20 protein-coding genes are annotated in these 20,429 nt (G+C 71.0%); 6 read left to right on the forward strand and 14 right to left on the reverse strand.

Annotation, left to right across the window (positions count from 1 at the left end):
• Positions 1-191: 191 nt before the first annotated feature.
• Entirely contained in the window at positions 192-875 is a 684-nt protein-coding gene (locus tag R0146_RS13845) for an amino acid ABC transporter permease (RefSeq protein ID WP_317690438.1), read from the forward strand.
• Positions 872-1,780 carry an amino acid ABC transporter permease gene (locus R0146_RS13850; protein WP_317690439.1) on the forward strand — a complete coding sequence of 303 codons (909 nt, stop codon included), beginning with the start codon at positions 872-874 and terminating at the stop codon, positions 1,778-1,780. Before R0146_RS13845 ends, R0146_RS13850 begins: the two co-directional genes overlap by 4 nt.
• A 7-nt stretch (positions 1,781-1,787) precedes the next feature.
• Here the strand turns inward: R0146_RS13850 and rny are convergent, their stop codons facing one another.
• From rny to R0146_RS13905, 11 genes are all read right to left on the reverse strand, one after another.
• The gene (rny, locus tag R0146_RS13855) at positions 1,788-3,563 is read right to left on the reverse strand and encodes a ribonuclease Y (RefSeq protein WP_317690440.1); all 1,776 of its coding nucleotides are present in this window, start codon (positions 3,561-3,563) and stop codon (positions 1,788-1,790) included.
• A 287-nt stretch (positions 3,564-3,850) separates the two neighbouring features.
• Entirely contained in the window at positions 3,851-4,480 is a 630-nt protein-coding gene (locus R0146_RS13860; protein ID WP_317690441.1) for a regulatory protein RecX, read from the reverse strand.
• A 2-nt stretch (positions 4,481-4,482) separates the two neighbouring features.
• Positions 4,483-5,544: a recombinase RecA gene (gene recA / locus R0146_RS13865; RefSeq protein WP_317690443.1), complete on the reverse strand. Its 1,062-nt coding sequence runs from the start codon at positions 5,542-5,544 to the stop codon at positions 4,483-4,485.
• Between the two features lie 478 nt (positions 5,545-6,022).
• The gene (locus tag R0146_RS13870; RefSeq protein ID WP_317690445.1) at positions 6,023-6,217 is read right to left on the reverse strand and encodes a DUF3046 domain-containing protein; all 195 of its coding nucleotides are present in this window, start codon (positions 6,215-6,217) and stop codon (positions 6,023-6,025) included.
• 53 nt (positions 6,218-6,270) lie between these two features.
• Positions 6,271-6,585: a helix-turn-helix domain-containing protein gene (locus R0146_RS13875; protein ID WP_317690447.1), complete on the reverse strand. Its 315-nt coding sequence runs from the start codon at positions 6,583-6,585 to the stop codon at positions 6,271-6,273.
• A gap of 54 nt (positions 6,586-6,639) precedes the next feature.
• Positions 6,640-7,098 carry a CinA family protein gene (locus R0146_RS13880; RefSeq protein ID WP_317692416.1) on the reverse strand — a complete coding sequence of 153 codons (459 nt, stop codon included), beginning with the start codon at positions 7,096-7,098 and terminating at the stop codon, positions 6,640-6,642.
• A 329-nt stretch (positions 7,099-7,427) separates the two neighbouring features.
• A complete protein-coding gene (pgsA, locus tag R0146_RS13885) occupies positions 7,428-8,039 on the reverse strand; it encodes a CDP-diacylglycerol--glycerol-3-phosphate 3-phosphatidyltransferase (RefSeq protein ID WP_317690448.1) in 612 nt (203 codons plus the stop codon).
• Positions 8,036-9,481 (reverse strand): 30S ribosomal protein S12 methylthiotransferase RimO, encoded by a 1,446-nt coding sequence (gene rimO / locus R0146_RS13890; protein WP_317692417.1) that lies wholly within the window; start codon positions 9,479-9,481, stop codon positions 8,036-8,038. Before rimO ends, pgsA begins: the two co-directional genes overlap by 4 nt.
• Positions 9,482-9,536: 55 nt before the next feature.
• Positions 9,537-12,185 carry a DNA translocase FtsK 4TM domain-containing protein gene (locus tag R0146_RS13895; RefSeq protein WP_317690449.1) on the reverse strand — a complete coding sequence of 883 codons (2,649 nt, stop codon included), beginning with the start codon at positions 12,183-12,185 and terminating at the stop codon, positions 9,537-9,539.
• Positions 12,186-12,348: 163 nt separating this feature from the next.
• Complete coding sequence (gene thiD / locus R0146_RS13900) at positions 12,349-13,269, reverse strand: bifunctional hydroxymethylpyrimidine kinase/phosphomethylpyrimidine kinase (RefSeq protein ID WP_317690450.1); 921 nt, start codon at positions 13,267-13,269, stop codon at positions 12,349-12,351.
• Positions 13,253-14,287 (reverse strand): thiamine-phosphate kinase, encoded by a 1,035-nt coding sequence (locus R0146_RS13905; RefSeq protein WP_317690451.1) that lies wholly within the window; start codon positions 14,285-14,287, stop codon positions 13,253-13,255. The genes thiD and R0146_RS13905 overlap by 17 nt, the downstream gene beginning before the upstream one ends.
• Positions 14,288-14,386: 99 nt before the next feature.
• Between R0146_RS13905 and R0146_RS13910 the strand changes: the two genes are divergently transcribed.
• Together R0146_RS13910 and R0146_RS13915 are read left to right on the forward strand one after the other, a co-directional pair.
• Positions 14,387-14,632 (forward strand): Lrp/AsnC ligand binding domain-containing protein, encoded by a 246-nt coding sequence (locus tag R0146_RS13910; protein WP_317690452.1) that lies wholly within the window; start codon positions 14,387-14,389, stop codon positions 14,630-14,632.
• 23 nt (positions 14,633-14,655) lie between these two features.
• Positions 14,656-15,087, forward strand: a complete 432-nt coding sequence (locus R0146_RS13915; protein ID WP_317690453.1) for a DUF3515 domain-containing protein — start codon at positions 14,656-14,658, stop codon at positions 15,085-15,087.
• 123 nt (positions 15,088-15,210) lie between these two features.
• Here the strand turns inward: R0146_RS13915 and R0146_RS13920 are convergent, their stop codons facing one another.
• The gene (locus tag R0146_RS13920; protein ID WP_317690454.1) at positions 15,211-16,329 is read right to left on the reverse strand and encodes a D-alanine--D-alanine ligase family protein; all 1,119 of its coding nucleotides are present in this window, start codon (positions 16,327-16,329) and stop codon (positions 15,211-15,213) included.
• 76 nt (positions 16,330-16,405) lie between these two features.
• Positions 16,406-17,413: an NAD(P)H-dependent glycerol-3-phosphate dehydrogenase gene (locus R0146_RS13925; RefSeq protein ID WP_317690455.1), complete on the reverse strand. Its 1,008-nt coding sequence runs from the start codon at positions 17,411-17,413 to the stop codon at positions 16,406-16,408.
• 158 nt (positions 17,414-17,571) lie between these two features.
• Between R0146_RS13925 and R0146_RS13930 the strand changes: the two genes are divergently transcribed.
• Both R0146_RS13930 and R0146_RS13935 read left to right on the forward strand, forming a co-directional pair.
• Positions 17,572-18,144, forward strand: coding sequence for a hypothetical protein (locus tag R0146_RS13930; RefSeq protein ID WP_317690456.1), 573 nt, complete (start codon positions 17,572-17,574; stop codon positions 18,142-18,144).
• A gap of 678 nt (positions 18,145-18,822) precedes the next feature.
• Positions 18,823-19,407 carry a hypothetical protein gene (locus R0146_RS13935; RefSeq protein WP_317690457.1) on the forward strand — a complete coding sequence of 195 codons (585 nt, stop codon included), beginning with the start codon at positions 18,823-18,825 and terminating at the stop codon, positions 19,405-19,407.
• Positions 19,408-19,500: 93 nt separating this feature from the next.
• Here R0146_RS13935 and R0146_RS13940 read toward each other — a convergent pair whose 3' ends face one another.
• Positions 19,501-20,328: a TetR/AcrR family transcriptional regulator gene (locus tag R0146_RS13940; protein ID WP_317690459.1), complete on the reverse strand. Its 828-nt coding sequence runs from the start codon at positions 20,326-20,328 to the stop codon at positions 19,501-19,503.
• Between the last annotated feature and the right edge of the window lie 101 nt (positions 20,329-20,429).

Consider the following 20,429-nt stretch of genomic DNA (forward strand, 5'->3'; position numbering starts at 1 on the left):
TCCGACGGCTGCGGGTGGGGCGCGACCGCGCGCACCCCACCCGCGGCCCCGGCGCAGCCGTCCCCTCTCTTCCGGACGGCGTGACCGCTCTTCCGGACGGCCTGACCGCCGGTCCTGACCGGGCGGCACCGACCCCGTCGCGGACGCGACCCGGCGCTTCCCGGGACCCCGATCCCCGGAGGTGATCCACCGTGCAAGGCCTGATCGAGCTCCTCCAGCAGTACAACGTCCTGTCCGCCTTCTGGATGACGATCCGTCTGACGTTGCTCTCCGCGCTGGGTGCGTTGGTCATCGGCACGGTGATCGCCGTGATGCGGGTCTCCCCCATCCCGTCACTGCAACGCTTCGGCGCCGCGTACGTCACCCTGATCCGGAACACCCCGCTGACGCTCATCGTGACCTTCTGCGTGCTCGGCCTCTACCTCTTCATGAACCTGCGCCTGTTGCCACCGACGGTCGATCCACGGGCGCAACTGTTCATCTGGGCGATCATCGCCCTGTCGGGCTACCACGCGACGTTCGTCGCCGAGGGGATCCGTTCGGGCATCAACACGGTGCCCAGCGGACAGGCCGAGGCCGCCCGGGCGGTCGGCCTGACCTTCGGCCAGTCGCTCACCCAGGTCGTGCTCCCCCAGGCGATGCGGGCGGCGATCACTCCACTGGGCAACACATTCATCGCGCTCACCAAGAACACCACGGTCGTGTCGGCGGTGGGCGTGGCCGAGGCCTCCTACCTGATGAAGAACATGATCGAGTTCAGCCCCCAGCACCTGTACGCCATCTTCTTCCTGATGGCGCTGGGCTTCGTCATCCTCACCCTGCCGGCCGGCCTGCTCTTCTCCTGGGCCTCGACGAAGTGGCAGGTGCAGCGATGAGTACCCGGGAAGCGACCGTCCTGTTCGATGCGCCGGGACCGCGAGGGATCGTCCGCAACCGGATCATCGGCCTCGTCGGCATGGTCCTGATCGCCGCCCTGGTGGTCGGCCTGGTCTGGGGGTTGCGGGCCCAGCTGACCGGCGCGAAGTGGTCGCCGTTCCTGCGTGCCGACACCTGGCTGGCCTATATCGTGCCCGGCATCATCAACACCGTCCAGGCCGCGGCGATGTCTGTGGTCACCGCCTCGCTGCTCGGTCTCGCCCTGGCTCTCGGACGGATGTCGTTCAGCCGACCGCTGTCGTGGGTGAGCACCGTGATCATCGAGTTCTTCCGGGCCGTGCCGGTGCTGATGATGATGCTGTTCGTCTACTTCATGACGATCTTCGCGCCCTTCATCGCCGATCTCTTCCCCGGCCAGGCGGTCCAGATCAAGCCGCTGGTCGCGGTGGTCGCCGGCCTGACGTTCTACAACTCCGCCGTGATCGCCGAACTGCTCCGCTCCGGTGTGAGCAGCCTGCCGCGCGGCCAGACCGAGGCCGGCCTCGGCATCGGTCTCAGCATCGGCCAGACCCGGCGGCTGATCCTGCTGCCGCAGGCGATCACCGCGATGCTCCCGGCGCTGGTCTCCCAGCTGGTCGTGATCGTCAAGGACTCCGCACTCGGCTACATCATCAGCTACCCCGAGTTGCTGCGTTCCTCGCAGACCCTGGCCGCCCGCTGGTCGAACTCCATCGCGGCGTTCCTGGTCGCCGCGGTGCTGTTCATCATCATCAACTACACGTTGACGCGACTGGCCGGTTACCTGGAAGGCCGCTCCCGGTCACGCCAGGCCGGCCGGATCCTCCGACTCGAAGCCCTCGACATGGAGGACCACACCCACCAGGAGGTGCCGTTCAAGGAGTGAGGGTCGATCAGCGGGCCACTTCGGTGGCCCGGGACTCCCGCACGACCGTCACCCGGATCTGACCGGGGTAGGTGAGTTCCTCCTCCACCTGCTTGGCGATGTCGCGGGCCAGCACCTGGGCCCCGATGTCGTCGACCGCGTCGGGCTCGACCATCACCCGGACCTCACGCCCGGCCTGCATGGCGAAGACCTTCGACACCCCCTCGTGGGCGGCGGCCAGCGTCTCCAGGCGCTCCAGGCGCTGGACGTACGATTCCAGGGACTCCCGGCGGGCGCCGGGACGACCGCCGCTCATCGCGTCGCAGGCCTGGGTGAGCACCGCCTCCACCGAGTGCGGCTCGACGTCGTTGTGGTGGGCCTCGATGGCATGCACGACATCGTCCGACTCGCCGTACTTGCGGGCCAGGTCGGCGCCGATCACCGCGTGCGGGCCCTGTACCTCGTGGGTGAGCGCCTTGCCGATGTCGTGCAGGAACGCGCCGCGCTTGCAGCTGGCGACGTCCAACTGCAGCTCCGCGGCCATCACCCCGGCGATGTTGGCGCACTCGACCAGGTGCTTGAGCACGTTCTGGCCGTACGAGGTGCGGTAGCGCAGCCGTCCCATCAGGGTGACCAGTTCCGGGTGCAAGTCGTGGATGCCGACCGCCAGCAGCGCGTCCTCGGCGGCCTGCTGGCAGCGGTCGGCGATCCGGCGCTGGGACCGCTCGTAGACCTGTTCGATCCGGGCCGGGTGGATCCGGCCGTCGGCGATCAGCTCCATCAGGGTCAGCCGCGCCGTCTCGCGGCGCACCGGGTCGAAGCAGGACAGCAGCACCGTCTCGGGGGTGTCGTCGATCAGGACGTTCACCCCGGTGATCTGCTCGAAGGAGCGGATGTTGCGGCCCTCGCGACCGATGATCCGGCCCTTCATCTCGTCACCGGGCAGATCGACGGTCGACACCACCGATTCGGCCGTCTGCTCCGGCGCCAGCCGCTGGATCGCCTCGACGATCACCGCCTGGGCCTTCACCTCGGCGTGCCGGCGGGCCTCCGTCTCGATGTCGCGGGCGATGATCGCGGCCTGCCGCTTGGAGTCCTGCCGGGCGACGGCAAGGACCTCTTCGCGGGCCTGGTCCGCGCTGAGCCCGGCGATCCGCTCCAGCGCCTCCCGCTGCTCCGTCTCCGCCGCGGTCAGTGCCGCCGCCCGCTCCTGCAACGCCTCGCTCTGTTCTTGGGCCTCGGCACGACGCCGTTCCAGCTCCGACCCGTCCCGGTCCAGGCGCTCCTCGCGCTCGGTGAGACGGTGCTCCCGGCGTTCCTGGCTCAATCGGATCTCGCGGATCTCGTCGTGCTGGGTCTGGGAGAACGACGCCGCCTCGCCGCGCAGCCGCTCCCCTTCGAGCTGCGCCTCCTCCGCCTCACGCAGGGCGGTCTGGGCCTTCAGCCGCAGTTCCTCGGCGATCGACCTGATCGACTGGTCGTAGCTGTCCGCCTCGTCACGCACGGTGCGCTGATAGGTCTCCGCCTCGGCTCTCAGCCGGGTGGCCTGGGAGCGCACCGCCTCGGCCTCGGCCTCGCCGTCCGCGCGCAGATCACGAGCCTCTTCCAGCGCCCTGACCCGCAGCGCCTCGATCTCCTGCTGGGCCTCGGCCCGCAGTCTGGCGACCTCCTCCAGCTGCGCCGGCGTCGGGCCCTGCGGCCCGGCCGCCCGGGAACGGCGCAGCAGGATGGCGGCGAGCACCCCGATGGCGATCAGGACGATCACCAGAAGTCCGAGGACCAAGAACCCGACCGTCGAGTTCATGTGGCATGCACTCCCTTTCAACACGCGTCCGTGCAGGTTGGGAGGGCGCTACAGCGTGGTGCACCGAATGGCCGGACATCTGCCGATGCCGGCCACCTCGGTAACCATCTCTATCGTGCGTGGGGTCGTACGACCCCGATATGCATCACGTACGTCGGTGAAGGATCACGCGTCGGTGAAGGATCACTGCACTACCCTCAGCCGGCATTTTACTGAGGGTCGCCAAACTGTGCTGAACCTTGGCTCCGTCGATGGGCCGTGTCGGACCCAGATCGCCGCGGCGAGCCTCAGTGGTCGTCGCCGAACCCGGCGGACCCACCGGTCCCCGGCCTGGTGCCGAACCCGCCATCGGCGTCGAACCCGGCCGAGTCGATTCCCTCGCTCGACTCGAACCCGGAGGACTCGTCCAGGTCGAGGTCGACGGCAGAGGCCACCCGCGAGGTCACCGAGGCGGAGAACCCGCGGCGGGCCAGGGCCGCGACCAGCCGTCGGCGCCGGACCTCGGGAGCCAGTCCGGTCATCGACCGGACCTTGCGCTCGGCCAACGCCAGGGCGGCGTCGTACTCCGCGTCGGCGTCGACCACCTGCAGCACCTCGTCGAGAATGTCCCGGTCGATGCCCTTCTTCACCAGTTCGTCCCGCAGAGCCCGTACGGACAGGTGCTTGCGCTCCTGCCGGGAGGCGACCCAGGCCTCGGCGAAGGCCCGGTCATCGACCAGTCCGACCTCGGTCAGCCGGTCGAGCACGACCGCGGCCACCTCGGGATCGGTGCCCCGTTTCGCCAGGGCCTGCTCCAGTTCCCGACGGGAGTGGGCGCGGTCGGTGAGCCGACGGAGCACGATCTCCCGCGCGATGTCGTACGGATCGGCCTCCGGGTCCGGATTGTCCTCCGGACCCGGTGCGCGGCGTCCTGACATGCTCAGAACTTCACCTCGCCCGTCTCAGGGTCGATGTCCTCCTCGGCATCGCCCGCGACGGCGTCAGGATCGACCCCGATGCCCATCTTGGCCTTGATCTTGGTCTCCAGCTCGGTCGCCACCTCCGGGTGGGTCTTGAGGAAGTTACGGGCGTTCTCCTTGCCCTGACCCAGCTGGTCGCTGTCGTAGGTGAACCAGGCGCCGGCCTTGCGGACCAGGCCGGTCTCCACACCCATGTCGATCAGCGAGCCCTCGCGGCTGATGCCCTCGCCGTAGATGATGTCGAACTCGGCCTGCTTGAACGGCGGGGCCACCTTGTTCTTGACCACCTTGACGCGGGTCCGGTTGCCGACCATCTCGGTGCCGTCCTTCAGCGTCTCGATCCGCCGTACGTCGAGACGCACCGAGGCGTAGAACTTCAGCGCCCGGCCGCCCGTGGTGGTCTCGGGGTTGCCGAACATGACGCCGATCTTCTCGCGGAGCTGGTTGATGAAGATCGCTGTGGTGCCGGCGCTGCTGAGTGCACCGGTCATCTTGCGCAGTGCCTGGCTCATCAGTCGGGCCTGCAGGCCGACGTGCGAGTCACCCATCTCGCCCTCGATCTCGGCGCGCGGGGTCAGCGCGGCGACCGAGTCGATGACGATGAGTGCCAGCGCGCCGGAGCGGACCAGCATGTCGGCGATCTCCAGGGCCTGCTCGCCGTTGTCCGGCTGGCTGACCAGCAGCGCGTCGGTGTCGACGCCGAGCTTCTTGGCGTACTCGGGGTCGAGCGCGTGCTCCGCGTCGATGAAGGCGCAGATGCCGCCCTGCTTCTGCGCCTGGGCCACCGCGTGCAGAGCCACGGTCGTCTTGCCGGAGGACTCCGGACCGTAGATCTCGACGACCCGGCCGCGCGGCAGGCCACCGACGCCGAGCGCGATGTCCAGCGCCACCGACCCGGTGGGGATCACCTCGATGTTGGCGTGCGTCCTGTCCCCCAGACGCATCACCGACCCCTTGCCGTACTGCTTCTCGATCTGGCCGAGCGCGGCGTTCAGCGCCTGCTCGCGGTTGTTGACTGCCATCGGCTCGCCCTTTCGTCTCCCCGTCGCCGGGACGTTCGTTCCCCGCTTGGCGGGTAGGTCGGGGGCGCCGCGCCTCGTGCCCGAGCCCCGTTGTCGTCGGTCGTCACCGTCACCGCTCTTCGCGGTCACCGTTCTCCCTGTGGCCACCTTCCGGGTGACAGTCCTGCGCGCTGCCGGCTGTCGCGTCGCCCGTCCCGGTGGTGTCGATCCTGCAGTTGTCGATCCTGTTGCGCCCCCGTCGCTTCGCTCGGGTCCGCCCTGTCCTTCGGTCTTCCTCGCCGTCGTCGTCATCGCCGACAACATTAGGCTGGACCACTGACAGTGCCGCGGCCCTCTTGTCTGCTGGGGACAGATGACGGGGACACCACGTCCTCCGTGAACAACTTAGCGAACAGGTGTTCGATCCTGCACAATTCCGTCGGCGTGTCGGCACGGATCGTACGACGGTCCCGGCGCCGTGCCGGCAACGGCAGCCGCGTCAGCGCTCCGAGGCGGGGAGCTCCAGAGCGGCCCAGCAGGCCCGCCAGACCGTCTTCGGTGGCACTCCTGCGGCCAGCGCTTCGACCGCGGTGCGTCCGGCGAGGTCGGCCATCACGTGTTGCTCCGCCCACACCCGGGCGTACGCCGACCCGAGATGATGCTCGAGTCTGCGCCACAGTTCCGTCTCCCGCACCCGGACACAGTACCCGCCCGCGCACGTACCGTCGGTCCTCCGACCGGGATCGGTCAGGCAGCGGTCGCGGTCGCCTGGGGCCGCAGCGGAAGCGGGGTGATGGTGCGCTCGGTGACGGCCATCCGCTCGGCGACGTCGCCGATCACGTGGGACATCGGCACGTTGAGCGCACCGCAGATCGCCGCGAGGAGCTCACTGGAGGCTTCCTTCTGGCCCCTCTCGACCTCCGAGAGGTACCCCAGACTCACCCCGGCACGCCGGGACACGTCCCGGAGTGTCTTGCCCTGTGTCACACGCTCGGAGCGCAGAGCGGCACCAAGGTGCTCGCGCATCAACGCGGGCCTGGCGATGTCGGTGACAGGGGTCATGGCGTCAGCTTACCCGCCGGGCGATCACCCGCCCACCCGGACGCGCGCGCCGATTCAGTGGCTCCGCCACGCCTCGACCAGCTGTCGGAGGGCGGCCTCGACGGTCTGCGTACGGATCGCATGGCGGTCGCCGTCGAACCGATACTGCTCGACCGCCGCGCCCACCCGATCCGCCACCGCGACGTAGACCGTGCCCGCCGGATGGTCCTCCTGCGGGTCGGGCCCGGCGACACCGGTGACGGCCACGCCCCAGTCCGCGGCGCAGGTCTCGCGCGCACCGGCGGCCATCGCCAGCGCCGTGGACGGGGCGACCGCGCCGTCCCGGGCCAGCTCGCCGGGATCCACCCGGGCCAGGGTGTGCTTCAGGTCGGTGGCGTACGTGATCAGACCGCCGCGGAAGACCGTCGAGGCACCGGGCACGGAGGTCAGCGTCGCTCCGAGCAGGCCGCCGGTCAGCGACTCGCAGGTCGCCAGGGTCGCCGCCCCGCGCTCGAGGAGCGCCAGCACCGTCATCGCAAGGGCGTACGCCGCATCGCTGGGGGCCGCCCCGCGGGAGACCCCGGCCGCCCCGCCGGATCCGACCGCGCGGTCGATCGCCGTCGCGCGCCCCACTGCGGCGGACCGGACGTCGGCGGTGCGGACCGCGGTCCGGCCGGTGAGCAGGTCCACCGGAGACCGGTCCCGGGGCGCGAACACCACCGGTGCGAGGCCGCTCACCGGACCGTCCGTAGTGGCAGGACAGGGCGTCGGCGGACAGGGCGTCGTCGGACAGGACCGGGGCATCGCCGCCGGATAGCTCCAGGGCGCCGGATCCAGGCGGTCCGTGGGAAGGTCGGGGCGGATCATCGTGCGTCGGGATGGTCGGCCAGGTAGGCGGCCCGCATCCGCACCGCCTCCCGTAGGTAGTCCAGACCGGTCAACACGGTGAGCAGGAAGGCCGCCGCCATCAACACCCAGGAGATGACCTCGACGACACCACCGAGGGACAGGCCCGCTGCGGGCAACGGCAGCAGGTAGAGCACCAGTGCCGCCGACTGGGTCATCGTCTTCAGCTTCCCGCCGCGGTTGGCCGCCATCACCCCGTACTTCAAGATGAAGAACCGCATCACGGTGATGCCCCACTCGCGCAGCAGGATGACGATCGTCACCCACCACCACAGTTCGCCGATGATGCTCAGGCCGATGAACGCCATGCCGGTGAGCGCCTTGTCGGCGATCGGGTCCATCAGCTTGCCGAAGCTGGTGATCAGGTGGCGCGAGCGGGCCAGGTGGCCGTCGACGAAGTCGGTGGCCATCGCCACGATGAAGACGCCGGTAGTGGCCCACCGCCAGCCGGCCGCCTCCGGGTGGGAGAGCAGCATCCAACCGAACAGCGGCACCAGCAGGATGCGCAGGACGGTCAGGGCGTTGGGGACGTTCCAGGGGGACGGCTCGGCACCGGGCTCCGCGCTCATCGGAGGCCCGCCAGCGGTCGGGCCACCAGGTCGATGCCCTCGGCGTCGGTCACCCGCGCCCGGACGAGGTCGCCGACGGCGTACGACTCGCCGTCCGGTCCGTCCGGGGCGGAAAGGTCGAGACTGGTCACCCCGTCGACCTCCGGTCCCTGGTGGGCGGCACGGCCCACCCAGCTGCCGTCCTCCTCGTCACGCCCCTCGAGCAGGACGGTGATCTCGTCACCGACCCGGTCGGCGGCACGGTCCTCCATCACCTCCATGACGAGGTCGGCGAGCATCGCCCGACGGTCCTCGATCTCGTCCTCGGGCAGGTGCCCGTCGAGGCGTACGCCCTCGGTGCCCTCCTCGTCGGAGTAGGGGAAGACGCCGCACACGTCGAGCCGTGCCGCGCGCAGGAAGTCCGCGAGCAGTTCGACGTCCCGCTCGGTCTCGCCGGGGAAGCCGGCGATGACGTTGGCCCGGATGCCGGCCTGCGGGGCGGCGGCGCGGACCCGGCCGATCAGGTCGAGGAAGGACTCCGGGTCGCCGAAGCGGCGCATCCGGCGCAGCACGTCCGGCGCGGCGTGTTGGAAGGACAGGTCGAAGTAGTCGACCACCGTGTCCAGCCGGGCCATCGTCTCGACCAGCCCGGGGCGGATCTCGGCCGGCTGCAGGTAGCTGACCCGGATCCACGGAAGCTCGTCGATCCTCGACAGCTCGCGGAGCAGTGCCTCCAGATCGTGTCCGGCGCCGAGATCCTTGCCGTACGAGGAGGTGTTCTCGGAGACCAGGAAGGCCTCGCGCACCCCCTGGCTCGCCAGCCAGCGGGCCTCCGCGACGACATCGTCGAGAGTACGGGAGACGTACGATCCGCGGAAGGACGGGATGGCGCAGAAGGCGCACCGTCGGTCGCAGCCGGAGGCGATCTTCAGCGGCGCGGACGGCGCCCCGGAGAGCCGACGGTGGAACGTACGCGGACCACTGGCCGGCGCGGCGGCATCGGCGTGGGTCACACCGGGGACGACGATGCCGGCCGCGGCCGCCTGGCGCTCGACCGGGGTGATCGGCAGCAGCTCGCGGCGGTCGCGCGGGACGTGCGGGGTGGGCCGGGCGCCCTGCAGGATGCCCTGCAGACGGGCGGCGATGTCGTCGTAGTCGTCGAAGCCGAGGATGTCGGCCTCCGGCAGCTCGGCGGCCAGGTCGGCACCGTAGCGCTCCGCCATGCAGCCGACCGCCACGACGGCCTTCGTACGACCCTCTGCCTTCAGGTCGGCGGCCTCGAGGAGCACCTCGACGGACTCCTGCTTCGCCTGGGTGATGAAGCCGCAGGTGTTGACCATCACCGCGTCGGCGCCCTCGGCGTCGTCGACGAGGCGGAAGCCGCCCGCGGCCAGCCGGCCGGCGAGTTCTTCGGAATCGACGTCGTTGCGTGCACAGCCCAAGGAGACCAGGTGCACCGACAGCAGGTCTGATGTTTCGCCACTCATGATGCCGTCCAGTATCCCCCACGTCCGCCGTTCAGGCCTGCTGCAGGTTCTCCAGCACCTCGTCGAGGTCGTCCGGGGTCACCATCACCTCGCGCGGCTTGGAGCCCTCCGACGGCCCGACGATCCCGCGGGTCTCCAGGATGTCCATCAGCCGGCCGGCCTTGGCGAAGCCGACCCTCAACTTGCGCTGCAGCATCGACGTCGACCCGAGCTGGAGGTTGACCACGAGCTGGGCGGCCTCGAGCACCAGCTCCATGTCGTCGCCGATGTCCTCGGCGACCTTCTTGGCGGCGGCCGGCGCGGTGACGTCCTCGCGGTAGCTCGGCTGCAGCTGGGTCTTGACGATGTCGACGACGTCGCGGATCTCCTGCTCGGTGACCCAGGAGCCCTGCACCCGGACCGGCTTGGAGGCGCCCATCGGCAGGAACAGGCCGTCGCCCTGGCCGACCAGCTTTTCGGCGCCGGGCTGATCGAGGATGACGCGGGAGTCGGTCATCGATGAGGTGGCGAAGGCGAGCCGGGAGGGCACGTTGGCCTTGATCAGGCCGGTCACCACGTCGGTCGACGGGCGCTGGGTGGCGAGCACCAGGTGGATGCCGGCGGCGCGGGCCAGCTGGGTGATCCGGACGATCGAGTCCTCCACGTCGCGGGGGGCGACCATCATCAGGTCGGCCAGCTCGTCGACGATCACCAGCAGGTAGGGGTACGGCCGGACCTCCCGCTCCGAGCCGGCCGGCGGCTGCACCTGGCCGGCCCGGACGGCCTTGTTGAAGTCCTTGACGTGCTTGAACCCGTACTCGGCCAGGTCGTCGTAGCGCTGGTCCATCTCCTTGACCACCCACTGCAGCGCCTCGGCGGCCTTCTTCGGCGAGGTGATGATCGGGGTGACCAGGTGCGGGATGCCGTCGTACGCGGTGAGCTCGACCCGCTTCGGGTCGACCAGGATCATCCGGACCTCGTCGGGGGTGGCCCGGATCAGGATCGAGGTGATCATCGAGTTCACGAACGACGACTTGCCCGAGCCGGTGGCACCGGCGACGAGCAGATGCGGCATCTTGGCCATGTTGGCCAGCACGTAGCCGCCCTCGACGTCCTTGCCGAGGCCGACCGTCATCGGCTCGTGGTCGTTGCGCGCCTTGGTGGAGCGCAGCACGTCGCCGAGGGAGACGATCTCCTTGTCCTTGTTCGGGATCTCCACGCCGATGGCGGACTTCCCCGGGATCGGCGAGAGGATCCGGACGTCGGCGCTGGCCACCGCGTACGCGATGTTCTTGGAGACGTTGAGGACCTTCTCGACCTTGACGCCGGGGCCGAGCTCCACCTCGTAGCGGGTGACCGTCGGGCCGCGGGTGTAGCCGGTGACCCGGGCGTCGATGTCGAATTCGTCGAACACCTCGGTCAGCCGGTGCACGATCTCGTCGTTGGCCGGCGTACGCGGCTGCGGCGGGGTGCCGGCCTTGAGCACGGTCATCTCCGGCAGCCGGTACTCGACATCGCCGACCTGTTCGACGCGCTGCGGCAGCGGCGAGTCGTCCGGCACCTCGGCCGGCGGGTTGACGGTGACCTTGGCGGGCAGCCCGGCGGTGACCGGGCCGGTCTTGGCGGCCTCCACGGCGGTCGCCGGCTTCGGCCGCGGGACCGGACTGGCATCGATGATGCCGGTGTCGAAGGCCATCGGGTCGATGTCGGTGAGGTCCGGCCGTTCCCGCGGCTCGGGCGCGCGGGCGATCACCACGCTGTCCTCGCGCGACCGGCGGCGTCGGCGCGCCGGGGCAGGCGTCGCGCTGGTCTCCTCGTCCTCCGCGCCGTCCTCGGGGTGCGTCTCGCGGACCGTACGGCCGCGTCGACGCTCGCCGACGATCGGGGTGTCGTACGCCTGCTCGTCGACGCCGTACTCGGGCCGCGGCAACGCCCCCAGCCGGCGCTCGCGGGCCTCGGCGATCCGGGTCGGGATCTCATGCAGCGGGATGCCGACGATCAGGATGACGCCGTAGAAGGTGAGCAGCACCATCAACGGCACCGACACCCAGGCGGTCATCAGGTCGGTCAGCACGCTCGACGACACGAACCCGAGCACGCCGCCGGCCTCCCGCAGCGCCACCGGGTCGGCGGGGCGGGGCAGGCCGTGCGCCACACTGACCAGGCCGAGCAGGCCGAGCGCACCGGTCAGCCAGCCGACCACCTGGCGGCCGGCCGGACCGGTGGTGTCGGGGTGCCGGATGGTCCGCCAGGCCATCGTGCCGGTGAGCAGCGGCGAGGCGTACGCGGCCATCCCGATGACGGAGGTGACGGCATACGTCAGCCAGCCGCCGACCGGCTCGGGCAGACCCCACCAGAACTCGGCGGCCAGCACGATGGTGGCGCCGATCAGGGCCAGACCGATGCCGTCGCGGCGCAGGTCCGGCGGAACGTCGCGGGCGGTGGTGCCGATCGAGCGCACCCCGGCGCCGACCAGCCCGGCCAGACCGTCCCAGAGGACGGTGAGCGGGTTGCGCGGCCGCGGCGGGGGCGTACGACGCCCGCTCGCGGGACGCTTCTGCGGCGCACGGGACGACGAGCCGCCCTTGCGGGTGCTCGCCGAGGATCCCTTGGATCCCCCGGAGCGCACTCCACCGGAGCGGGCCTGCGAAGAGGTCCGCCCGCCGGAAGAACGCGCAGGGGAAGTCGCGCGTGTCGCCATGGCACCGACCCTAGGCCATCGACCCGAATCGGCCCCGGCGCACACGCCGGGCGGGCCACGCCGGAGCGCCCGCGGACCGGACGCCCCGGCGGATCCACACCCCGGCGAGGCCCCCGGGCGGGCGAGAGCCTCCGGGCCGGCCGGACGAGAGAGCCGCCGGGACTCAGCCCTCCGCCGTGCGCAGCCGCGGCCCGGGGGTCCAGCCGCCGTCGGCCAAGGCCTCGCGCAGGTGCCACAGCGGATCCACCGGCCCGATCCCGGCACCGAGGGCGTAGCCGGCCGGGATCGCCCCGATCATGAACCGCTTCGCCAGACCGACCGCCTCCGGCGCGGTGAGGCCCTGGCCGAGGCCGGCGGCGATCAACGAGGCCATCGTGCAGCCGGTGCCGTGGGTGTGGGTGTTGTCGGCCCGCGCGGCGCGGAACAGGTGGCGTTCGCCGGTGTAGGACACCAGCAGGTCGTCGGCGTCGCCCTCCTTGTGCCCACCCTTGATCAGCACCCAGTCGGCGCCGAGCTCCAGCAGTGCCCCGGCCAGGATGGTCGGTGGCGTCGCGGTCGACATCCCGGCCAGCAGTGCCGCCTCGGGGATGTTCGGGGTGAGCACCGTCGCCAGCGGCACCAGTGCGGACCGCAGGGTGGCGATCGCGTCGGCCGCCAGCAGTGGATCGCCGTGCTTGGACATCGCCACCGGGTCGACGACGAGCGGGACCCGCGTGCCGTCGGCGCGCCGCGGCACGGTGTCGACCAGTTCCGCCACCGTCGCGACGATCTCGGCGGACGCGAGCATCCCGGTCTTCAGGGCATCCACGCCGATGTCGTCGACCACACTGCGGAACTGCCCGCGGATGGCGTCGAGCGGCAGCGGCCAGGCGCCCTGGACGCCGACGGAGTTCTGGGCGGTGACCGCGGTGACGACACACATCCCGTGCGTGCCGAGCGCCATCATCGCCTTCAGGTCGGCCGGCACCCCCGCTCCCCCACCGGAGTCGGTGCCGGCGATGGTCAGCACCCTGGCGGTGGGCAGCGCGACGGGTCGTGCGTCGGCGGCCCCGGCTGGGGCGGTCCGCTCAGTGGAAGTGGTCATAGCCCTGCTGTCCTTCCCATCGCCGGCCGTCCACCGTGACGGACGGTCGTCCTGCTGTCGGTGCGTCCCCGACCGTACCGATCACGGTCCAGCCCTCCGGCACCACCCCGGGTGGGAACGTCGCGGCCAGCGCGTGGTCCTCCCCGCCGGTCAGCAGGAAGACGTACGGGTCGACGCCGGTCGCCTGCCCGACCGACCGGATCGGCTCGGGCATGCCGAGGGCGGAACGATGCACGTCGATCGACACCTGCGACCGCTGCGCGATGTGACCCAGGTCGCCGAGCAGGCCGTCCGAGATGTCGATCATCGCGGTCGCCCCGGCCCGGGCGGCCTGCTGCCCCGCGCCGTACGGGGGCTGCGGCACCTGCTGGGCCTCGACCACCGCCTTGGGCGTACGGAACCCCTTGCTCAGCGCGGCGAGTCCGGCCGCTGCCCAGCCGACGCGCCCCTTCAGGGCGACCAGGTCGCCGGGCCGGGCACCGGACCGCAGCACCGGCCCCTCCGGCCCGACGTCGCCGAGGATCGTCACCGAGATGGTGATGTCGCGGGACTTGGTGATGTCGCCGCCGATCAATGCCACCCCGGCCCGGTCGCACTCCTCCCGGATGCCCTGGACGAAGAAGCGCACCCAGGTCAGGGCCAGGTCGCCCGGTGCGGAGAAGCCCATCACGATGCCGATCGGGCGGGCCCCCATCGCCTCGAGGTCGGCCACGTTGACCGCGACCGCCTTGCGGCCGATGTCCGTGGCCGACGACCAGTCGCGGCGGAAGTGGACCCCTTCCACCAGCACGTCGACGCTGCACAGGGTCCGGCCACCACGGCTGTGGATGATCGCCGCGTCGTCGCCCGGGCCCAACTCCACCTGGTCGTTGCCGGGCAGTCCCCGGGTGATCAGGTCGATCAGCTCGAACTCGCCGATGTCGGCGATGGTCTGCTGGGTGGCCGCCGGCTCCTCCTGCCCGGGACGTGGACCGGGATAGGGCCAGGGGGTGCGCCCGGAGGTGGCGATGTGGTTCATCGGGACTCCTCGTCGGTGTCGTTGTCCTCGACACGGTAGCGTGAGGCCACCCGGGGTCGCCCCCCGGCGCAGGAAACCGGCGCAAGGAAAGGGGAAACCATGGTCGGCACGGCGAAGGTCGAGGCGTACGTCCTGGTGCAGACCGAAGTGGGGCGCAGCGAGGAGGTGACCGCCGCGATCCGCAGCATCGGCGGTGTCGCCGACGCCGACGGGGTGACCGGCCCGTACGACGTGATCGTCCGCGCGCACGCCGACGACATGCTGGCCCTGGGACGACTGATCCGGGCGGTCCAGGAGGTGGACGGCATCACCCGCACCGTCACCTGCCCGGTGATGGCCGAGTGAGGGACCCGCGGCCCGCCGCTGTCGTGGCCGCAGCAGGCCTGCTCCTGCTCGCCGGCTGCAGCGCCCCGGTGCAGCTGCCCGATCCGCCGGTCGACGACGCGACCCGTGCCGTCTGCACGGCCCTGGTGTCCGATGCTCCCGCCACCGTGTTGGGCTCGCCACGGCGGCCGACGACCGGGTCGCTGTCGGTGGCCTGGGGGGACCCGCCGATCACCCTGGCCTGCGGCGTGCCGCAGCCGGCAGAGCTGACCCCGACGAGCCAGTGCCTCGAGGTCGACGGCGTCGGTTGGTGGTCCCAGGACGGCGTGACCGGGACGGTGTTCACCACCGTCGGCCGGGCGGCGTACGTCCAGGTGGGGGTGCCGAACTCCTACGGCAACACCGGCGACGCGCTCGCCGAGCTGGGCCCGGTGGTGTCGCGTCACGACACCCTGCTGCGACCCTGCGCCGGCTGACGGTCCCCGACCGCCCCTGGACCGGCGTACCGGAGGCAATGTCAGGCAGTCGGCGGGCCCGACTCAGTGCAGGGCGATACGACTCAGCGCAAGGCGATACGACTCAGCGCAGGGCGAAACGACTCAGCGCAGGCCGACCGGACGGGCCAGCGCCAGCTCGATCAGCCGGCTGATCAACTCGGGGTAGGCCACCCCGGCGGCGGCCCAGACCTGCGGAAACATCGAGAACCGGGTGAAGCCGGGCATGGTGTTGAGTTCGTTGACCAGCACCCGGTTGTCCTCGGTGAGGAAGCAGTCGACCCGGGCCAGACCCTCGCAGTCGAACGCTTCGAAGACCCGGATGGCGACCTCACGCACCTCGTCCGCGACCGCCGGGTCGAGGCTGGCCGGCACATGCAGACTGACCTGCTCCTCGGGCAGGTACTTGGCGTCGAAGTCGTAGAAGCCGGACTCGGTGTGCATCTCGATCTCGGCGACCACCGACGCCTCCGGACGGGCGCCGGCGACCCCCTCCAGCACACCACACTCGATCTCGCGGGCATCGCAGATGCCCTCCTCGACGATCACCCGCGGGTCCCAGCGCTGCGCCTCGGCGATCGCTGCGGGCAGCCCGGAGGGATCCACCACCTTGGTGATGCCGACGCTCGACCCGCCGCGGGCCGGCTTGACGTAGACCGGGAACCGCAGCGCCTCGATGGCCGTCAGGCAGGCCTGGGGATCGGCTGCCCACTCGGCCGGACGGATGCCGACCCACGGGCCGATCGGCAGGTCGCTGAGCGTCATCACCTGCTTCATCCGGATCTTGTCCATCGCCAGCGCGCTGGCCGTCACGCCGGAGCCGACGTAGCGCACGCCGTACATCTCGAACAGACCCTGGATCGTGCCGTCCTCGCCCATCGGGCCGTGGAGCAACGAGAAGGCCAGGTCGATGTCGTGGATGTCCACCAGCCCGTCGCCGTCGACCGAAGCGATCCGAGCGCCGTCCGCCGTCCGCACCAGCACCGCGTCGGCCCGGTCCTCGGGCACCTCGGGGAGCACGCCGTCGACGGTGGTCAGCGCGACCACCTCGTCGACGCCCAGCTGGACCCATCGGCCGGACCGGGTGATGCCGACGGCCACCAGGTCGTAGCAGGTCCGATCGATCGCGGACAGCACGCCCGCCGCGGTCAGGCACGAGACCCCGTGCTCGGAGCTGCCACCGCCGAAGACGACGGCGACGGTCGGGCGGGCGGGCGTGGTCATGGGACCTCCTGGGACGGCAACGGGCAACACCCTACCGCCGCCCGCTTGGTGCCCCCGACCGGCGAACGGGCACCGGTCACAGCTCCGGTTTGGGTTCGCGTTCCATCAGGATCGGCACCATCGCCGCCGGGGTCGTACGGCCCTCCAGCACCGCCACCACCCCCTCGACGATCGGCATGTCCACGCCGTACGCCCGGGCCAGGTCGCGGACCGCCTGACTGGTCGCCACCCCCTCGGCCACCCCGGCGCTCTCCCGGGACGCCTCCGCGACGTCGAGGCCCCGCCCCAGCCGTTCCCCGAAGGTCCGGTTGCGCGACAGCGGGGACATGCAGGTGGCGATCAGGTCGCCGAGCCCGGCCAACCCGGCGAAGGTGGTCTGCCGCCCGCCGAGCGCCTCACCGAGCGCGGCCACCTGGTGCAGGCCGCGGGTGATCAGCGAGGCGAGGGCGTTGTGCCCGTAGCCGAGGCCCTCCCCCATGCCGACGGCCAGCGCGATGACGTTCTTGGCCGCCCCGGCGAACTCCACCCCGACCACGTCGTCGACGGTGTACGTACGGAACGAAGGGGTCAGGCAGAGCTGCTGGATCCTTACGGCGACCGACGGGTCGTGGGCAGCGACGACCGACAGCGAGGGCTGACGTTCGGCGATCTCCCGGGCGAGGTTGGGGCCGGACAGCACCGCGATCCGCTCGGGGGCCACTCCGCCGGCCTGGGCGATCACCTCACTCATCCGCATGTCGGTGCCGGTCTCGATGCCCTTGACCAGGCTGAGCACCGGCGCGGTCGCGTCGCGCCACACCGGCAGGGTGGCCAGGTGACGCAGGTAGCCGCGCAACTGCTGGGCGGGCAGGGCGAGGACGATCAGGTCGGCACCTGCCAGCCCGCGGACCGGGTCGGTGGAGGCGTCGACCCGGTCGCCGAGGTCGATGTCCGACAGGTAGTCGGGGTTGCGGCGGTGCTGGTTGATCGCGTCGGCGACTGCCGGGCGGCGGGCCACCATCGTGACGTGGTGGCCGGCGTCGGCCAGCACCCGGGCGAACGCGGTCGCCCAATTGCCGGCCCCGAGGATGCAGCACTGTGCCATCCCGCCAGCCTATCGTCGCGAGCGGGATCGCCGGGCCTCTCCCGCGCCTGCTGTGGTCCTCCTCGCCCCGGGCCTCCCCTCGCCCCGCCGGCCCGTCCCTTCGCCGCCGGCCATCCCCTCGCTGGCGGCCGCGCGCGGGGTGTGCCAGCATCCGAAGCATGACCGACCTCGCCGATCCCGTCCACTGGCTGCTGCCGCCCGATCCGGATCGGGCCCCGGCGTTCCGGGGCTGGCCCGCGCCGGCGCGGCACCGGCTCGCCCTGTGCGCACTGCTGGATCGGATCGAGGAGCTGAGCCCCTCCGGGGCGGGGATCGGCGTCGTGGTGGCCGACGCGATGGGCTCTGCGTGGATCGGGCTCGGCGCGCTGCTGCGGTCGTACGGTTCGCAGGCGCAGGTCGGCGGCCCGGTCAGTGAGCAGGTCGAGCACATCGAGCAGGTCGAGCAGGTCGAGATGCCGGCCGATGAGGGCCGTGCCCGGGAGGGACGGCATGGCGCGGCGATGCTGGGCCCGGCCGACACGCCCGTACGACACCTCGGGGTGACGGTGACGGGCACACCGGACGCGACATCGTGGACAGGGCCGTGGACCGTGGTGACCGACGAGGGGTGGCGGGTCGACCTCTCCCCCGACGCTCTGCTGGACCCCGTCGTCGGACTGCGCCCGGGACAACGGTTGCAGGCGATGGTCACCCTCGGCGCCGGGCCGCGGGTCGTCAGCGCCTGGCACTGAGCCGGTCCCGGTCCGAGGACAGCGTGACCCGCCTTCGGGTGGTCGCCGAGGCCACGCCAGTGCGGGCACTGGGATCGCATGATCAGGCCCCTTGGCGTGGTTCCCGGCGCGGTTCCTCACGTCCCGCAGGCCGTGGAACCTCCCTGCGCAGCCTCCCTCACGCACAAACGCTCAGCTCTTCACCTCGCCCGTACGTTGGCGCTGAATGACGGACACCTCTGCACGGACGAAATGCAGAGGTCTTCACCTGTACCTGAGCCGGCGCAGTGGGGCCGCCCCGACGATTCTCAGGAACCCCGACCCTCGCAAGGAACCCCGCCCTTCTACGGCCGAATAGCGTCGGGGAAGACGGCCACCATCGGCCGACCTGAGAATGATCGGGGATCCGAGACCACGCCAGGGACCTGAGACGACGCCGGAGACCTGAGACCACACCCACATGGGGTCACCCCGCCCCCCACCCATCGCGACGACGACTACGTGAGGAACCGGAAGCTCTTCGCCGCTGCCACAGGTGATGATCGTCGCTCAGTACTTGGGGCGCCACACTTGAGTAGCGTTGAGAACGTGCACCAGGCGGAGAAATTCAGCAGCGGCGGGTCCGGCAGCACAAGCGGAGGTCGGACTCACCGGCGGATCAGGACTCTGCTCAGGTACACCGCAAGCGTAGGTGTGGGCGTGGTGATCTGCCTGTCAGTGGCCGGCATCCGTACGCTCGCCACTCCTGAGGACACCCCGATGACTGAGGAGTCGATCCTGCGGGAGTCACCACCGGCGCTCCGGGAGCACGTCAGTGGGAGGGTGCCGGCGGACGAACTCGCCTCGGCCGAGGTCGGCCTGCGGATGTCATACGTCGCCGATGAAGTGCGCACGATGTCCGACCCGCAGGGTTTTGCGGGATTGGTGACCGACTGGGACCGGTCGGCCATGACCGTCCACTGGCGCGGTGATCCCAGCCCCGAGCTCCTGGACCACGCCCGAAGCGTGCCCTACGGCATCACGATCGAGGTGGTGCACGACGCCCGCTTCACCCGGGTGGAGCTGATGCGCGCGTCATCGGCACTCCTCGGCGATCGGGCCCTGGTCGCGGAACTGGGCATCGTCACCACCTCGGTGCGTCCCGACGGTTCGGGTCTCGCGGTCCAGGTCTCCGGCAAGGCACCCGACAGCACTACTCGGACACAGTTGGAGGGGCGATTCGGCCTCCCCGATGGTCTGTTCTTCGAGCCCGATTCCCCGCCGCTGGTGCTGCAGCAGGGCTGATCCGGACCAGGGATCGCCGGGCGTCAAGGGTGGCGACGGCGCTCGAAAACTGGACGGTCTCGGCGGAGCGTCGACGCGGGATCGGGTCTCGTGTTACCGGTCCCGCGACGACCACCCTGCCGCGTCGAGCCGCCGGAACGCCTCGAGCAGCAGGTCCAGCGTGAACACGAACTCGAACTCCTCGTCACACCCGGGCACCTCGGGGACCCGACCGCGCGCCGATTCCCTCGCGATCGCGACGATGTGCGGATAGGTCGCCGTCACCTGGCGCACCGCCTCCTCCCGCTCCACGGGGTCGGTCGGGAGCGCCAGCGCGTCCGGGTCCTCGAACGCCTCTGGGCTGAAGCCCCAGATCCGGTGTCCGAGCGCATGCATCGCGTGGTGGGTGAGATCGACCGACAGTCCGCCGCCGATGAACATCCCCGCGAGCGAGTCCATGTAGGCGAGGACCTGCGGCGTACGCGTCCTGCGTGACTCGATCACCAGTCGGGCCCACGGATGCCGGAGCAGCACCCGCCGCGCCGACAGGATCCGGTCCCGTACGGCCGTCTGCCAGTCGCCGCCCGCAGTCGGCGGGTCGTACGACGCGATGATCGTGTCGATCATCCCGCTGAGCAGATCCTCCTTGTTGGCGACGTGCTTGTAGAGCGCCATCGGGGTGACGCCGAGTCGCGCGGCGAGGTTGCGCATGCTGACCGCGTCGATGCCGTCACCGTCGGCCAGCGCCACGGCGGCGCGCAGCGCGCGTTCACGGGTCAGTGCGGGGCGCGCAGGGTGGCTGGGGTCCTGGTCGGTGGAAGGCGGATCGGTGGAGGGCAGATCGATGGACGGCGGATCGGTGGAGGGCAGATCGATGGACGGCGGGTCGGTGGACGGCGGGTCGGTGGGCGTCAGGGTGCTGGGCTCACCCCGGACGGGCACAGGGCGTGTCGATCGGGGCATGGTCCTCCCTCGGTGCAGGTCTTCGTGTGCTCGGGGCGATGTGCCGATCCTCGGGCGCCACACCACTTGACTGGTGTACA

It is taken from the genome of Raineyella sp. LH-20 (genome assembly GCF_033110965.1).
In the GTDB taxonomy this organism is placed as follows: Bacteria; Actinomycetota; Actinomycetes; order Propionibacteriales; family Propionibacteriaceae; genus Raineyella.

Excerpts from the sequence above, each read along its gene's own strand:
- thiD (WP_317690450.1), bottom strand. The coding sequence starts at position 13,269 with ATGACCACTTCCACTGAGCGGACCGCCCCAGCCGGGGCCGCCGACGCA.
- R0146_RS13880 (WP_317692416.1), bottom strand. The coding sequence starts at position 7,098 with ATGACGGTGCTGGCGCTCCTCGAGCGCGGGGCGGCGACCCTGGCGACC.
- pgsA (WP_317690448.1), bottom strand. The coding sequence starts at position 8,039 with ATGAGCGCGGAGCCCGGTGCCGAGCCGTCCCCCTGGAACGTCCCCAAC.
- R0146_RS13905 (WP_317690451.1), bottom strand. The coding sequence starts at position 14,287 with ATGAACCACATCGCCACCTCCGGGCGCACCCCCTGGCCCTATCCCGGT.
- R0146_RS13895 (WP_317690449.1), bottom strand. The coding sequence starts at position 12,185 with ATGGCGACACGCGCGACTTCCCCTGCGCGTTCTTCCGGCGGGCGGACC.
- R0146_RS13925 (WP_317690455.1), bottom strand. The coding sequence starts at position 17,413 with ATGGCACAGTGCTGCATCCTCGGGGCCGGCAATTGGGCGACCGCGTTC.
- rny (WP_317690440.1), bottom strand. The coding sequence starts at position 3,563 with ATGAACTCGACGGTCGGGTTCTTGGTCCTCGGACTTCTGGTGATCGTC.
- R0146_RS13860 (WP_317690441.1), bottom strand. The coding sequence starts at position 4,480 with ATGTCAGGACGCCGCGCACCGGGTCCGGAGGACAATCCGGACCCGGAG.
- R0146_RS13875 (WP_317690447.1), bottom strand. The coding sequence starts at position 6,585 with ATGACCCCTGTCACCGACATCGCCAGGCCCGCGTTGATGCGCGAGCAC.
- R0146_RS13910 (WP_317690452.1), top strand. The coding sequence starts at position 14,387 with ATGGTCGGCACGGCGAAGGTCGAGGCGTACGTCCTGGTGCAGACCGAA.
- recA (WP_317690443.1), bottom strand. The coding sequence starts at position 5,544 with ATGGCAGTCAACAACCGCGAGCAGGCGCTGAACGCCGCGCTCGGCCAG.
- R0146_RS13850 (WP_317690439.1), top strand. The coding sequence starts at position 872 with ATGAGTACCCGGGAAGCGACCGTCCTGTTCGATGCGCCGGGACCGCGA.
- R0146_RS13930 (WP_317690456.1), top strand. The coding sequence starts at position 17,572 with ATGACCGACCTCGCCGATCCCGTCCACTGGCTGCTGCCGCCCGATCCG.
- R0146_RS13920 (WP_317690454.1), bottom strand. The coding sequence starts at position 16,329 with ATGACCACGCCCGCCCGCCCGACCGTCGCCGTCGTCTTCGGCGGTGGC.